The organism is Halomonas terrestris (assembly GCF_049166755.1).
Classification (GTDB): domain Bacteria; phylum Pseudomonadota; class Gammaproteobacteria; order Pseudomonadales; family Halomonadaceae; genus Halomonas.
Genome location: NZ_JBMHFZ010000002.1, coordinates 301,658 through 314,885 on the forward strand (window position 1 = coordinate 301,658; position 13,228 = coordinate 314,885).

At 69.5% G+C, this 13,228-nt stretch carries 10 protein-coding genes; 6 read left to right on the plus strand and 4 right to left on the minus strand.

What is annotated here, in order from left to right:
• Positions 1-2: 2 nt before the first annotated feature.
• Both ACOMD9_RS03690 and ACOMD9_RS03695 read right to left on the minus strand, forming a co-directional pair.
• Positions 3-1,034 carry a hypothetical protein gene (locus tag ACOMD9_RS03690; RefSeq protein WP_421412198.1) on the minus strand — a complete coding sequence of 344 codons (1,032 nt, stop codon included), beginning with the start codon at positions 1,032-1,034 and terminating at the stop codon, positions 3-5.
• 10 nt (positions 1,035-1,044) lie between these two features.
• Complete coding sequence (locus tag ACOMD9_RS03695) at positions 1,045-1,518, minus strand: glycine zipper 2TM domain-containing protein (RefSeq protein WP_421412199.1); 474 nt, start codon at positions 1,516-1,518, stop codon at positions 1,045-1,047.
• Between the two features lie 289 nt (positions 1,519-1,807).
• On the opposite strand from ACOMD9_RS03695, the gene ACOMD9_RS03700 reads away from it, so the two are divergent.
• Entirely contained in the window at positions 1,808-2,329 is a 522-nt protein-coding gene (locus ACOMD9_RS03700) for a DUF4231 domain-containing protein (protein ID WP_421412200.1), read from the plus strand.
• A gap of 17 nt (positions 2,330-2,346) precedes the next feature.
• Here the strand turns inward: ACOMD9_RS03700 and soxR are convergent, their stop codons facing one another.
• A complete protein-coding gene (gene soxR, locus ACOMD9_RS03705; protein WP_421412201.1) occupies positions 2,347-2,796 on the minus strand; it encodes a redox-sensitive transcriptional activator SoxR in 450 nt (149 codons plus the stop codon).
• Between the two features lie 396 nt (positions 2,797-3,192).
• Between soxR and ACOMD9_RS03710 the strand changes: the two genes are divergently transcribed.
• Positions 3,193-5,085: an ABC transporter ATP-binding protein gene (locus ACOMD9_RS03710; RefSeq protein ID WP_421412291.1), complete on the plus strand. Its 1,893-nt coding sequence runs from the start codon at positions 3,193-3,195 to the stop codon at positions 5,083-5,085.
• On the opposite strand, the gene ACOMD9_RS03715 is transcribed toward ACOMD9_RS03710, so the two are convergent.
• A complete protein-coding gene (locus tag ACOMD9_RS03715) occupies positions 4,983-6,065 on the minus strand; it encodes a LysR family transcriptional regulator (RefSeq protein ID WP_421412202.1) in 1,083 nt (360 codons plus the stop codon). The genes ACOMD9_RS03710 and ACOMD9_RS03715 overlap by 103 nt on opposite strands.
• Before the next feature lie 489 nt (positions 6,066-6,554).
• Between ACOMD9_RS03715 and ACOMD9_RS03720 the strand changes: the two genes are divergently transcribed.
• The 4 genes from ACOMD9_RS03720 to aroQ all read left to right on the plus strand — a co-directional run bounded on the left by ACOMD9_RS03720 (position 6,555) and on the right by aroQ (position 13,168).
• Positions 6,555-7,742, plus strand: coding sequence for an efflux RND transporter periplasmic adaptor subunit (locus ACOMD9_RS03720; protein WP_421412292.1), 1,188 nt, complete (start codon positions 6,555-6,557; stop codon positions 7,740-7,742).
• Between the two features lie 84 nt (positions 7,743-7,826).
• Positions 7,827-11,000, plus strand: coding sequence for an efflux RND transporter permease subunit (locus ACOMD9_RS03725; RefSeq protein WP_421412203.1), 3,174 nt, complete (start codon positions 7,827-7,829; stop codon positions 10,998-11,000).
• Entirely contained in the window at positions 10,993-12,432 is a 1,440-nt protein-coding gene (locus tag ACOMD9_RS03730) for an efflux transporter outer membrane subunit (protein ID WP_421412204.1), read from the plus strand. Before ACOMD9_RS03725 ends, ACOMD9_RS03730 begins: the two co-directional genes overlap by 8 nt.
• Positions 12,433-12,595: 163 nt before the next feature.
• Entirely contained in the window at positions 12,596-13,168 is a 573-nt protein-coding gene (gene aroQ, locus ACOMD9_RS03735) for a gamma subclass chorismate mutase AroQ (protein ID WP_421412205.1), read from the plus strand.
• Positions 13,169-13,228: the final 60 nt, after the last annotated feature.

Consider the following 13,228-nt stretch of genomic DNA (forward strand, 5'->3'; position numbering starts at 1 on the left):
CCTCAGGGCGTGACATCGACACGGGAGTCCGACCAGGCGGTGACCCAGCCCTCGGTCGGGGCCCAGGCGCGTATCTTGAGGCGATGCGTCCCCGTGGAGAGGCGCTGGCCGCTGTCGCGCCCGTCCCACTGTCGCGGGTCGATGCTGCGGCCGGCGGTCACGCCGCCGGCGATCGGTGCCTCGTTGACGAAGAAATGGCGCTCGCCGTCCTCGGCCGCTTCCACGCGCATGAACTCGGCCACCGCGCCGGGGAAGTCGGAGTGGGAAAAGAAGCGGTAGGAGGCGTGCTCGCGGGCCTGGGCGCGAATCAGCCGGGGCAGGAACGACACCTCCTCGATGGCCACCGAGCCGAGGGCGCGCGGGCCGCAGCCCAGCGCAATCATCCGGAAGGAGGGCTCCGGGCGCTCGCCGCCCGGTTCGGTGGCGGTCACGGCGATCGCCGCCGGGCGTTCGCTGTCGCCGAACTCCGGCGGCAGGGCGAACTGCAGGCGATGCCGCCCCGTCTCTCCCGCGCCGAAGGGGATCCGCAGGGTATAGACCTCCGGCAGCCCCCGGGCGCTGAGGCGTAGCGTGACGGTGACCGGCCGTTCATGGGCGAAGTCCATCACGAACGGCCAGCCGCCGCGCACCATGCCGACGGCGGCGAAGGCACTGGTGTTGTACGCGGGGGCGAATTCGGGGCCCTGCCGACCCAGCCGCGCCAGCATGTCGTCCTCGCTCGCGGTGGCTTGCTGCCGGCTGGCCTGCTGACGGTTCCGCAGCCAGCGCACCACCAACGCGGTGGCGGCGGCGCCGGCCACGATGGCCGGCACCGTCCAGTCGCTGCCGCCATTCCCCCCCGGCTCCCTGGTGGTGCCGGTGTCGTCCCGGCCGCCGTCGTAGTCGTCGACATCGTCCTGGCTGCTGTCGTAGTAGTCGACGTCGTCGTGGCTGCCGGCATGCGCCGATGCCAGGGGGGCGGCGGTCAGCACACCGACCAGCAGGCAGGCGAGAAACCGGCTGCAGCGGTGATGCCCTGCGTGGATCCTGTTCATGCGCGCTCCCCTAGACCGTGGTCCACTCCTGGTCGTCCGGCCGTCGGCAGGCCGTGCCCGTGGTGCTGCGGGGCTCGCCGTCGACCAGCACCACCATCTCGAAATCCCGGCATTGCTGGTCGCCGCGTTCGAAGGTGTTGCGGGGGGTCATCGTGAAGTCGTGCCCGGTCTCGGGGTTGCGCCAGCGTTCCGACTCACCGTCGGGCGTCCGGTCGAGCGCGCTGCTCATGGAGCGCTGATCCTCGCGGGTCAGCCGGATACCGATCTCCCTGCCGAGCCATGCGCCCAGCCCCGCACCGATCAGGATGGCGGCGGTCCGCCCGGAACCGCTACCTACCTGAGACCCCAGCCCGGCACCGATGAGGGCGCCCAGGCCTGTGCCGACGCCCTCTCCGGTGCTGGTGGTCTGGCAGCCGCCCAGCGTGAACAGGCTCAGCAGCAGGATACACAGCAGGCGCAAGGGGCGCGCCATTGACGTTGCCATGACCACCTCCACGGTGTGGGTGAGTCCCCGGCCGCGCGGTACCGTGACCGCTGTCGAGGGAGGTTGTTCAGGTTCCGTCCCCGGCACTCCTCGCGTCCTTGCCCCGTCCTTGTCGCGTCCTTGCAGATAGTATTGCACCGGGGGCGCATTCGCTCCATGCGTCAGGCTGCTATCTTTCTTCAGGCCTGGCCCGGATATCGACCGAGTTCGCCGACTCGTCGGACCCGACCCTGGCCAAGCGGGTCCCCTGCCTTGCAGGGCGCCGTGGCGATGACCACCGGAGGGAGCCGTGGACGATACCGAACCCGCCGAGCACAGCGATTCACCGGCCGTCGACGCCCTCTCGCCGGACGCCACCCTGCGCCAGCGCGCCGAGTGGCGCCGGCTGGAGGACCAGCTCGGCTGGTACGGGCAGCGCAGCCGTTACTGCCGCCGCTGGCACAAGCGCCTGCGCCTGGTACAGGTGGCATTCGCCGCCGCCATCCCGGTGCTCTCCCTGGCGGACCCGCCGCTGGCCCGCTGGCTGACCGCCCTCCTCGGGGCCTCGATCGCGGTGCTCGAGGCCACCGAGCAGATCAACCAGTTCGGTCCCTTGTGGATCCAGTACCGCGCCACCGCCGAGCACCTGAAGCACGAGAAGTTTCTCCTGCTCGCGGCCGCCGGCCCCTACCGCGACCTGGACCGCGCGGAGGCACTGCGGTTGCTCGCCGAGCGGGTGGAGGAGCATGTCTCGAGCGAGCATGCCCGCTGGGTGCGAACCACCGAGCAGCGCCTGTCGCCCCGGGTGCCTGAAACACAGGGGAAGGGGTGAGCGGCCCCGGGACGCGATCAGTCCGGGTCGAGCAGCTGCGGCCCGGTTCCCCGTTCGGCCAGCTCGTCTTCGGGGTTGCGCAGCGGGCAGTCGTTCATCGACAGGCAGCCACAGCCGATGCAGTGGTCGAGCTGGTCGCGCAATCGGGTCAGGCGCGTGATGCGCTCGTCGAGCGCCCGGCGCCAGCTGGCCGAGAGGCGCTGCCAGTCGGCGGCGGTGGGTGAGTGGAATTCGGGCAGGGTGTCGAAGGCATCGCGGATCTCGGCCAGCGAGATGCCGGTGCGCTGGGCGACCTTGATGATGGCCACGCGCCTCAGCACGTCTCGGTTGAAGCGGCGCTGGTTGCCGGCATTGCGCCGGCTCCTGATCAGCCCCTTGGCCTCGTAGAAATGGATGGCCGATACTGCCAGGCCACTGCGGGCAGCGACTTCTCCGACGCTGAGTTCCCGGTGGCGGTGCGCTGTCATGCTTGCCTCCCTTGTCTCGACGGTACTGGCGGTTTTTATCCCGCTGGGCAGGCAATGGCAAGTTGCCCCTGATGAAGGTATCGGAGAGGCGATATATAAAAGCGTTTGTTATATGTACCCGATGGTCGCGACATAATATTCACGGGTCATCAAGTTTCATGATCAATCGCGCGGTGAATGGTCATATCCCATCATGACTTGTCGCTTGTAATGTCACTCTCCCGGTACTATTTTTCGTCTTTTCGAGTCCCTCGCCAGGGCTTCAGTGCGTCACTGCCGGTGATGGTTTCATCGCGACGTTCTTGACCTCTACTTAACTTGAAGTTTTACCCTGCAGGCCCTGACCGGGGCAAGCCCATGGCTCGCCTCGACGCTTCCCTGACGATCGGTGATGCCATGTTCCGCTACTTCGAAACCCTGGTGAACCCCTACCCCTCGGGGACGCCGGAGACGCCGCCCGGAGGCCTCCTGGCCTTCATCCTGTACTTCTCGCGCCCGGTGCTGCCGCTGTTGATCGCGATGTCACTGCTGACGGCGCTGGTGTCGGCCGCCGAGGTGCTGTTCTTCAGCTACATGGGCGAACTGGTGGACTGGCTCTCCGGCGCCGAGCGGGAGGGCTTCTTCGCCGAGTACGGCTGGCGCCTGGCGGGCATGGCGGCGCTGGTGGTGGTCGGCCTGCCGCTGCTGGTGCTGATGCAGTCGTTGCTGACCCACCAGAGCATCTTCGGCAACTACCCGATGATCGGCCGCTGGCTGGCCCATCGCCACATGCTCGGCCAGAGCATGGCCTTCTATCAGGACGAGTTCGCCGGCCGGGTGTCCCAGAAGGTGATGCAGACGGCGCTCGCCATTCGCGAGACGGTGATGAAGCTGCTGGGCCTGCTGGTCTACGTGGTCATCTACTTCGGCGGCGCCATGCTGCTGATGGGCAGCGCCGAACCCTGGCTGATGCTGCCGCTGGTGGCGTGGCTCGCCGGTTATGTGGCGATCATGTGGGGCTTCGTGCCGCGGCTGCGCCGGGTCTCCATGGAGCAGGCCGATGCCCGGGCGGTGATGACCGGGCGCATCGTCGACAGCTACAGCAACATCCAGACCATCAAGCTGTTCGCCGACACCCGCCGCGAGCAGGCCTACGCCCGCGATGCCATGGAGAGCTTCATGGCCACCGTGCACCGTCAGATGCGGCTGGCGACCCTGCTCTCGGTGTGCCTGACGCTGCTCAATTCGCTGTTGCTGGCGAGCGTCGCCGCCTTGGCCATCGGCGCCTGGTACTTCCAGGCGATCTCGCTGGGTGCCATCGCCGTGGCCATCGCCCTGGTGATGCGTATCCGCTTCATGTCCGACTGGATACTCTGGGAAGTGGCGGGGCTGTTCGAGAACATCGGCACGGTGCAGGACGGCATCAACACCATCGCCCGGGAACCGGCGGTCAAGGATCGTGCCGGGGCGGGAGAGCTCGCCGTGCCGCATGGCGAGATTCGCTTCGAGGCGCTGCGCTTCGGCTACGAGCGGCCCGACGGCGAGGGTGTTCGCGTGTTCGACGGCATGAGCCTGAGCATCGCGCCCGGCGAGAAGGTCGGGGTGATCGGCCGCTCGGGGGCCGGCAAGTCGACGCTCGCCAACCTGCTGCTGCGCTTCTACGACCTCGAGGGCGGACGCATTCTGATCGACGGCCAGGACATCGCCGGGGTGACCCAGGAGTCGCTGCGCCGACAGATCGGCATGGTCACCCAGGACACCTCGCTGCTGCACCGTTCGCTGCGCGACAACATCCGCTACGGCAGCCCGGAGGCCAGCGAGGAGGAGATCCTGGAGGCCGTCCGCCGGGCCCACGCCGACACCTTCATCGACGACCTGGTGGACATCAGGGGGCGCCGAGGGCTCGATGCCCACGTCGGCGAGCGCGGGGTCAAGCTCTCCGGCGGCCAGCGCCAGCGCATCGCCATCGCCCGGGTCCTGCTCAAGAACGCCCCCATCCTGGTGCTCGACGAGGCCACCTCGGCGCTCGACTCCGAGGTCGAGGCGGCGATCCAGGAGCAGCTCTACGCGCTGATGGAGGGCAAGACGGTGATCGCCATCGCCCATCGGCTGTCGACCATCGCCATGCTCGACCGGCTGGTGGTGATCGACGAGGGGCGCATCGTCGAGAGCGGCACCCACCAGGAACTGCTGGCCCGGGATGGCCTCTACGCCGCCCTGTGGCGCCGCCAGTCCGGGGGATTCCTGGGGCTGGACGTCAACGGGGAGGTGGACGAGTCACCGGGCCGGCCCGTCCCCTCCGTGTCGTAGTTCAGGCCGTCTCCCCCGCGGCCTCGGGCGATACCCGGGGTTCGGGAGGGACCGGCGGTTGCCACGCTTCGGGGGGGGGACAGGCTCTCGATCCGCATGCTCTCGACCACGAAGTCGACGAAGGTGCGCACCTTGGGCGAGATGAGCCTGCCGCCCGGAAAGACCGCGTTCAGCTCGAGCTCGGGGCCCTCCCAGTCGTCCAGGATTCTCTTCAGCTGGCTCTCTTCCGGGCCCAGGCAGGCCACGATCTCGCTGGCCAGCATCACCCCCTGGCCCTCGACCAGCAGTCCGCGCAGCACGAAGGGATCGTTGGCGATGGCGATGGGGTCGATCTCGACCTCCTCCCGGCGCTCCCCCTGGCGCAGCTGCCACAGGTAGCGCTGGCCGCGCTGGTCGCTGGACTTGGCCAGGGCCGGATGAAGGGCCAGCTCCGCCGGCTCCCGGGGTTCGCCATGGCGGGCGAGGTAGTCCTCGCTGGCATAGACGAAGGAGCGGAAGCGGGCGAGGGGGCGGGCCACCAGGCTGGAATCCGGCAGGGGACCGACGCGCAGCGCCACGTCGATCTGGTTGGCCACCAGGTCCAGGCGTTCGTTCGAGAGTACCAGCTCGATCCTGACCTCGGGATGCAGCGCCCGGAAATCGCGCACCAGGGCCGCGGTGAACTCGGTGCACATGGTGAAGGGGGCCGTGACCCGGAGCCAGCCCCTCGGGCTCTGCTCGAGCTGGTGGACGGCTCGCTCCGCTTCCCCCAGATCCCGGGCAATGCGGTCGCAGTAGTCGAAATAGGTGGCGCCGGCTTCGGTGAGGCTCAGGTTGCGGGTGGTGCGGTTGAGCAGTCGGGCGCCGAGGTGTTGCTCGAGGCCCTGCACCCGGCGACTTACCGTCGTCTTGGAAAGGCGGAGTTGCCTGGCCGCCGCAATGAAACTTCCTTGTTCCACCACCTTGGCGAATATCAACGCATCATTGAGATCCTGCAGCATGTTGTTGTCCTGTTCCGTTCCTGGAGAGTCAGGGGAGCAACTTGGCAAGAGGCGCGGGGAACGGTAGCACGGTGACTGTCCCGTCAGCGGGACAGTATTTCCCTGACGACCCGACTAATCAAGTAGGCGCCGGAGATTTAATGTTATCTGCGCCATGACTTTGCGGTGTCGATTATCGATGCCGTCGATCGATTATATGCAGTCCTCGTCAATGTAACGGTCATGTCGGGCGGTCGGTGACAAGAACCGCTGCTCCAGATTGATAGAGCCCCATCATGAATATCCACCAGGTATTCCATCGCCCCTGTACCGGGCGAGCCGGCGTGCTGATCGCCATGTTCGCAGGGCTCGCCCTGCTGACGGGCTGTGATGACCAGGAAGAGAGTGCCCATAAGGCGCCGCCTGCGTCCCAGGTCAGCGTGGCCGATGGGGAGGCGCCGTATCCCACCACATCGAGTCGATAGGGGAACCTTCATGAACGTCCACAAGATGTTCCATCACTCGGGTCTCGTGAGAAACGTCATGGTTACCGCCATGCTTTCGGGACTCGTGTTCCTGGCGGGTTGTGACAGTCAGGCGGACAGCGCCCAGCAGGCGCCGCCCCCACCCGAGGTCAGCGTGGCCGATGTGGTGGTCGAGGACGTGCGCTTCTGGGACGAGTTCACCGGTCGCATCGAGGCGGTGGAGACGGTGGAGCTGCGCCCGCGGGTAACCGGGTACATCGAGAGCATCCACTACACCGAGGGCCAGAGCGTCGAGGCGGGCGATGTGCTGTTCGTGATCGACCAGCGCCCCTACCGGGCCGAGCTGGCGCGCGCCGAGGCCGATCTCGAGCGTGCCCGTGCCCGCGCCGAACTCGCCCGCAGCGAGGCCGCCCGGGCCGAGGCGCTGTCCCGGACCCGCGCCATCTCAAGGGAGGAGCTGGACCAGCGCCGGGCGGCGGCGGCCCAGGCCGAGGCCGATATCCTGGCGGCGCGGGCGGCGGTCGACACGGCGAGCCTGCACATGGCGTTCACCGAGGTCCGCGCGCCCATCGCCGGGCGTACCGGCCGGGCCCTGGTGACCGTCGGCAACCTGGTCTCGGAGGCCACGCCGCTGACCAGCATCGTCTCCCTGGACAAGGTCCACGTGCACTTCTTCAGCGACGAGCGGACCTACCTGCAGCACGACGCCATGGCCCGCAACGGCGAGCGCACGAGCTCCCGGGACGAGCGCACGCCGGTGCGCGTCGGGTTGGCCACCGATGCAGGCTATCCGTACGAGGGCGAGGTGGACTTCGTCGACAACCGGCTGGACGCCACGGCGGGAACGATCCTGACGCGCGCCGTGCTCGACAACGTCGACGGCCGTTTCACGCCCGGCATGTTCGCCCGAGTGCAGCTGCTCGGCAGTGGCTCGGAGGACGCCATCCTGATCGACGACAAGGCGGTGCTCACCGACCAGGACCGCAAGTACGTCTACGTGGTCGACGACGAGGGCCGGGCACAGCGCCGCGATGTGCGGCTCGGGCGGAGGGCCGAGGGGCTGCGGGTGGTGGCATCCGGCCTCGAGCCCGGTGACCGGGTGGTCGTGCGTGGTGCCCAGCGGATCTTCTTCCCGGGGATGCCGGTGGCGGCCGAGAGCGTCGACATGCGCGGGCCGGACGCCGCCGCCGAGGAACTGGCCGCCACGCGCTGAGCGTCACGACTCCAGCGATCACCACAACCCCTGAATGACGTCCCCGGGCGGGCTTGGAAGTCCGCCCGGGGAGGGAGTCCTGTCATGGATTTTGCGAAATTCTTCGTCGACCGCCCGATCTTCGCCGCGGTGCTGTCGATCCTGATCTTCATCGCCGGGGCGATCACCATCCCCCTGCTGCCGGTCAGCGAGTATCCCGACGTGGTGCCGCCCACGGTGCAGGTGCGGGCGGTCTATCCCGGGGCGAACCCCAAGGAGATCGCCGAGACGGTGGCCACGCCCCTGGAGGAGGCGATCACCGGCGTCGAGGACCTGATGTACATGAAGTCGGTGGCCGGCTCGGACGGGGTGCTGGCCATGACCCTGACCTTCCGCCCCGGCACCGACCCGGACGCGGCCCAGGTGCAGGTGCAGAACCGGGTCAGCCAGGCGCTGGCCCGGCTGCCCGAGGCGGTGCGCCGCCAGGGCGTGACCACCGACAAGCAGTCCCCCGACCTGACGATGGTGCCGCAGCTGACCTCGCCGGACGGCCGCTACGACAGCACCTACCTGCGCAACTACGCGGCGCTGCACGTACGTGACGAACTGGCGCGCCTGCCCGGCGTCGGCCAGGCGATGCTGTTCGGCGCCGGGGACTACGCCATGCGGGTGTGGATCGACCCCGACCGGGCCGCCGCGAGGGGGCTGACCGCCGGCGACATCCTGGCGGCGATCCGCGAGCAGAACGTCCAGGTCTCGGCGGGCCAGCTCGGTGCCCCGCCGACGCCGGAGGGGGCGGACTTCCTGATCTCGATCAACGCCCAGGGGCGGCTGACCACCGAGCAGGAGTTCGGCGACATCATCGTCAAGGCCGGCCGCGACGGCCAGGTCACCTATCTCTCCGATGTGGCGCGGCTCGAGCTCGGTGCCGCCGAGTACTCGCTGCGTTCGCTGCTCGACAACGATCCGGCCGTGGCGATCGGCATCTTCCAGGCGCCGGGGTCCAATGCCATCGCGCTCTCCGACAGCGTGCGCGAGAAGATGGAGGAGCTGGCCGAACGCTTTCCCGAGGGGGTGGAGTACGAGGTGGTCTACGACCCGACCGTCTTCGTGCGCGACTCCATCAAGTCGGTGATCAAGACCCTGCTCGAGGCGGTGCTGCTGGTGGTGCTGGTGGTGACGCTGTTCCTGCAGACCTGGCGCGCCTCGATCATCCCGCTGCTGGCGGTGCCGGTGTCGATCGTCGGGACCTTCGCGGTGCTCTACCTGCTGGGGTTCTCGATCAATACCCTGACGCTGTTCGGCCTGGTGCTGGCGATCGGCATCGTGGTCGACGACGCCATCGTGGTGGTCGAGAACGTCGAGCGCAACATCGCCGAGGGGCTGGCGCCGCTGGCGGCGGCCCACCAGGCGATGCGCGAGGTGAGCGGGCCGATCATCGCCATCTCGGTGGTGCTGTGTGCGGTGTTCGTGCCCATGGCGTTCCTGGAGGGCGTCACCGGCCAGTTCTACCGCCAGTTCGCGGTGACCATCGCCATCTCCACGGTGATCTCGGCGATCAACTCGCTGTCGTTGTCGCCGGCCCTGGCGGCGCTGCTGCTCAAGCCCCACGACGCGCCCAGGGATAGACTGTCGCGGGCGATCGACGTCCTGTTCGGCTGGCTGTTCCGGCCCTTCAACCGCCTCTTCCACGCCAGCTCCGACCGCTACCAGCGCGGGGTGGGGCGCAGCCTGCGCAAGCGCGGGGTGGTGTTCGGCGCCTATGTCGTGCTGCTGGTGGGCACCGGGCTGATGTTCCAGGCGGTGCCGGGCGGGTTCATCCCCACCCAGGACAAGATGTACCTGATCGGCGGGGCCAAGCTGCCCGAGGGGGCGTCGCTGGACCGCACCGAGGCGGTGATCCGGCGCATGACCGAGGCGGCGCTCGAGACCGACGGGGTGACCTCGGCGGTCGCCTTCCCCGGCCTCAACCCGCTGCAGTTCACCAATACGCCGAACACCGGCACGGTGTTCTTCGGCCTGGAGCCGTTCGCGGAGCGCAAGCGCAGTGCCGAGGCGATCAACGCCGAGCTCAATGGCCGGTTCGCCGCCCTGCAGGAGGCCTTCAGCTTCGCCTTCCTGCCGCCGGCGATCCTCGGCCTGGGCTCCGGCTCGGGGTTCTCGCTGTTCGTGCAGGATCGCGCCGGCCTCGGCTACGGCGAGCTGCAGGATGCCGTCGACGGCCTCAGCGGCGCCCTGGCGCAGACGCCGGGCATGGGCTATCCCATCACCTCCTACCAGTCCAACGTGCCGCAGCTCGACCTGCACGTCGACCGGACCAAGGCCAAGGCCCAGGGCGTGGCGCTGACCGACCTGTTCGAAACCCTGCAGGTCTACCTGGGGTCGGCCTACGTCAACGACTTCAACCGCTTCGGCCGCACCTGGCAGGTGATCGCCCAGGCCGATGGCGACTTTCGCCTGGACGTCGAGAACATCGATCGCCTGCGCACCCGCAACGGGGCCGGCGAGATGGTGCCGATCGGCAGCATGATCCGCGTCAGCGAGACCTTCGGGCCGGACCCGGTGATCCGCTACAACGGCTATCCGGCCGCCGACCTGATGGGCGAGTCCGATCCGAGGGTTCTCTCGTCCAGCCAGGCGCTGGTGGTGGTCGAGGGCCTGGCGCCGGCGGTGCTGCCGGCCGGCATGACCTTCGAATGGAGCGACCTGAGCTACCAGCAAGTCAACCAGGGCGGCGCCGCCCTGGTGGTCTTCCCGCTGGCGATCCTGCTGGTGTTCCTGGCGCTGGCCGCGCTCTACGAGAGCTGGACCCTGCCGCTGGCGGTGATCCTGATCGTGCCGATGTGCATGCTCTCGGCGCTGATCGGCGTGAAGCTCACCGGCGGCGACAACAACATCTTCGTGCAGGTCGGCCTGGTGGTGCTGATCGGCCTGGCGTGCAAGAACGCCATCCTGATCGTCGAGTTCGCCCGCGAGCTCGAGCGGCAGGGGCGGGGCATCGTCGAAGCGGCGCTGGAGGCCTGCCGCCTGCGCCTGCGGCCGATCATCATGACCTCGATCACCTTCACCGCGGCGGTGGTGCCGCTGATGCTGGCCGGCGGGGCCGGCGCCGAGGTGCGCCAGGCGCTGGGCACCGCGGTGTTCGCCGGCATGCTCGGCGTGACCCTGTTCGGCCTCTTCCTGACCCCGGTGTTCTACGTCGCCCTGCGCAAGCTGGTGACGCGTGACCGCCCGGAGCCCGAGGGCTCCCAGCCGATGGAGGATGAATACCGTGCCTAAGCTGCTGCTGATGCCCGTGCTGCTGACGCTCACGGCCTGCGCCGTGGGACCCGACTATCGCGCGCCGGCGTCACCGGCGCCCGAGACGCTGGTGCGTGCCGACGAGGCGCTCTATTCGGCCGAGCCGGTGGAGGCCGAGTTCTGGCGGCGCTTCGAGGACCCCTTGCTGACGCAACTGGTGGAGGAGGCCCTGGCCGCCAACCACGACCTGCGCATCGGCCTGGCGCGCTACGACAGGAGCCGGGCCCTGCTGCGGCAATCCCGTCGCGACCTGGCGCCGACGGTCACCGCCGAGGGCGGCGTGGCGACCCAGCGCCTGAGCGCCGACCAGATGCCGGGCGTCCCACGCGCCGACCGCGACAGCGACAGCTTCGATGCCGGGGTATCGGCCTTCTGGGAGCTGGACTTCTTCGGCCGCGTGCGCCGCAGCGTCGAGGCCCGGCACGCCGACGCCGAGGCCACGGCCGCCGACCTGCGCGCGCTGCAGGTAGTGGTGGTCGCCGAACTGGTGGACACCTACTTCCGGCTGCGCGGGCTGCAGGAGCAGCTGCGGGTCGCGCGGGCCAACGCCGACAACCAGCGCGAATCGCTGGCGCTGGTGGACGCCCGCCTCGAGGCGGGCCGCGGCACCGAGTTCGACAGCGTGCGCGCCTGGGCCCAGCTGGAGAGCACGCTGTCGCGCCTTCCGGCCCTCGAGGGGGAGATCGCCGCCGCCACGCACCGCATCGCCGTGCTGGCGGGCCAGGAGCCCGGTGCCCTGGTCGCGGTGCTGGAGGCGCCGGCCGACCCGCCGGCGCTGCCGACCCGGGTGGCCACCGGCCTGCCCGGCGAGCTGCTGCGCCGACGCCCGGACGTCGCCGCCGCCGAGCGCCGCCTGGAGGCCGCCGGCGCCCGCATCGGCGTGGCCACCGCCGACCTCTATCCGCGCTTTACCCTGAGCGGGCTGCTGGGGACCCAGGCGGCCAGCGCCGGGAACCTGTTCGCTCGCGACAGCGAGACGCGGCTGATCGCGCTCGGCGTCGACTGGTCGTTCCTCGATACGGGGCGGGTCCGCGCCCGGATGGCGGTCGCCGATGCCGACGCCGACGCCAACCTGGCCCGTTACGAACAGACGGTCCTGGCGGCGCTCGAGGAGACCGAGACCGCGCTCGCCCGCTACGCCCAGGCGCTGCGCGAGCGCGAGCACCTGGTCGATGCCGCCGAGGCCAGCGCCGAGGCGGCGCGCCAGGCCCGGGTGCGCTTCGAGGTGGGGGTCATCGACTTCCTGGAGGTCATCGACGCCGAGCGCTCGCGGCTCGAGGCCGAGGACAGCCTGGCGCGCAGCCATGCCCGTTCCGCCACGGCCCTGGTCGGGCTCTACAAGGCGCTGGCCGGCGGCTGGGAGGGCGCCCCGGAGGGCAGGAGGACGAGCGTCGAGAGCGCCTCGCTCTGAGGCGCGACCCCGGCGGTCGGCTCTGCGCTGGCGCAGGCGGCCGGCGGGCGCCCAGCCAGGACGGCAGGAGGCCGGTTCGATGATTTCTTGCCACACTGGCTGTGAATCCACTCGCAAGGGAGTTGCCCCGATGCCCCGTTACCGCCCAGGAAGGCTTTCCTCGTTGTCCTGTCCCCCGCCTGCCCTCGCCCTGGTCGTGCTGCTCCTCCTCGCCGGTTGCCAGCTGCAGCCGCCGGAGCCGCCCGACGAGGACAAGCTGGCCATCGACAGGATGCTGGTGTTGATCGATGAGCGCCTCGACGTCGCGCCTGTCGTGGCCCGGGCGAAATGGAATTCCGGCGCGGCGATAGAGGCCCCGGAGCGCGAGGCGCAGATCCTCGAGCGGGTCGCGGACGAGGCGGGCGAGGCCGGGGTCGACGAGGCCTTCGCCCGGGAGTTCTTCCAGAAGCAGTTCGACGCCAGCAAGCAGATCCAGCGCCGCCTCCACTTCCAATGGCTTCGGGAGGGGCGCTCGCCGTTCGCCGATCCGCCGGATCTCGCCGAGGAGGTCAGGCCGGTGCTCGACCGCCTGACGCCCCGGCTCATCGACGCCCTGGGCGACATGCAGCGGATCGCCGGGGTCGAGGGGGCGGGACGTTACCTGGAGGAGCGGGCCCGGGTCCTGGTGCAGGACGACTTCGACGGCGAGCCCCGCGCCGTGGCGCTGGAACCGCTGCTGGAACGCATGGTGCCATAGGGTCGGGGAGCCGCGGCGCCCCGGCCTGGTGCTGGGCTATGCCGGTGCCAGCGAAGACGA

Coding starts and splice junctions, on each gene's coding strand:
- ACOMD9_RS03725 (WP_421412203.1), top strand. CDS start 7,827: ATGGATTTTGCGAAATTCTTCGTCGACCGCCCGATCTTCGCCGCGGTG.
- ACOMD9_RS03720 (WP_421412292.1), top strand. CDS start 6,555: ATGTTCCATCACTCGGGTCTCGTGAGAAACGTCATGGTTACCGCCATG.
- ACOMD9_RS03695 (WP_421412199.1), bottom strand. CDS start 1,518: ATGGCAACGTCAATGGCGCGCCCCTTGCGCCTGCTGTGTATCCTGCTG.
- ACOMD9_RS03690 (WP_421412198.1), bottom strand. CDS start 1,034: ATGAACAGGATCCACGCAGGGCATCACCGCTGCAGCCGGTTTCTCGCC.
- ACOMD9_RS03710 (WP_421412291.1), top strand. CDS start 3,193: ATGTTCCGCTACTTCGAAACCCTGGTGAACCCCTACCCCTCGGGGACG.
- soxR (WP_421412201.1), bottom strand. CDS start 2,796: ATGACAGCGCACCGCCACCGGGAACTCAGCGTCGGAGAAGTCGCTGCC.
- ACOMD9_RS03715 (WP_421412202.1), bottom strand. CDS start 6,065: ATGCTGCAGGATCTCAATGATGCGTTGATATTCGCCAAGGTGGTGGAA.